Source organism: Vibrio sp. Vb1554 (assembly GCF_033344235.1).
On sequence record NZ_JAWPOJ010000473.1, the window covers coordinates 1 to 1,031 of the forward strand.

Annotated in this window: 1 pseudogene; it reads right to left on the reverse strand. The window is 46.9% G+C overall.

Annotated features, from left to right (window positions below):
• Positions 1-8: 8 nt before the first annotated feature.
• Positions 9-1,031 (reverse strand): annotated as a pseudogene (locus R8N28_RS27165) (calcium-binding protein); the annotation flags it as partial.

Here is a 1,031-nt window from a genome sequence, read left to right on the forward strand (position 1 = left end):
AAATCACTTTATCCGTTATCAATAACACCTCGATTAAGAAGCGATTCAACAATCTCGTTTGAGCTTAATCCATTAAAGTCTATTGCCTGACCTAAGTTCTCAACCACAATGGTCTGATGAACGTTCGCATCAGTAGTAATGCTCAAAGAGACATTGTCTGTCGTGGCATCGTAGTCCGCTTGAATATGCGCAAGTAACTCATCAATTCCTGCCATTGGGTCATTTAAATCCGCAATCACGTCTTTAAGATCGATCGTGTCTTCATTAAGCGTAAAGTCGGTGATGGTATCCACTGCACCTTCGTCAACGGTATCTTGAGTCCATTTAAAGATATCGTTACCACCGCCACCCGTTAGGATGTCCGAACCCAGACCACCGATGAGAATATCATCGCCGTCACCACCAATAATGCGGTCATCACCCGCCCCGCCGATGAGGGAAATTCCGCGATCACTACCAAGTAACAGATTATCTTCCGTTTCAGAAGAAACATCGATGTCACGGTTGTTGGACGTAACATTGATGCTGATGTCAATTGGGTCTGAGAACGCTTGATCGCCATTCGATTCCGTTGAAACCGCAGTCAGCGTGATATCGTGATCACCTTGGCGCACGTTATCGATGTGAAGCGTATCAATTTCATCAGCAGGCACTGTCCAAGTAGAAGTCGCGCTATCAAAACTGATGCTCGATGTGGTCGCATCACTCGTTAGCGTGGCGCCTCTTGGAACGCCTGTCACCTCTCACGCTAAGACCTCATCCAAATCCGTCAGTGCAGCAATAATGCCGACTAACGCTACGCCCTGAAAACTCGCACTTTGGCTAGCAGTAATACGTTGGATGTAATTAAAGTTCGCGTCAAAGGCAAGCGTCGGTTTGTCCGCCACTGGTGTCACGTTGATATCAAACGTTTCGGTGGCTTGCAGCGACGTTCCTGTGGAATTCTCGTAGTAAATTCCATTATCGTCCGCTGTAACCGTCAATGAAATCGCTGTACTGTTCACGTCACTTGCATCGACAAAAACACCGAC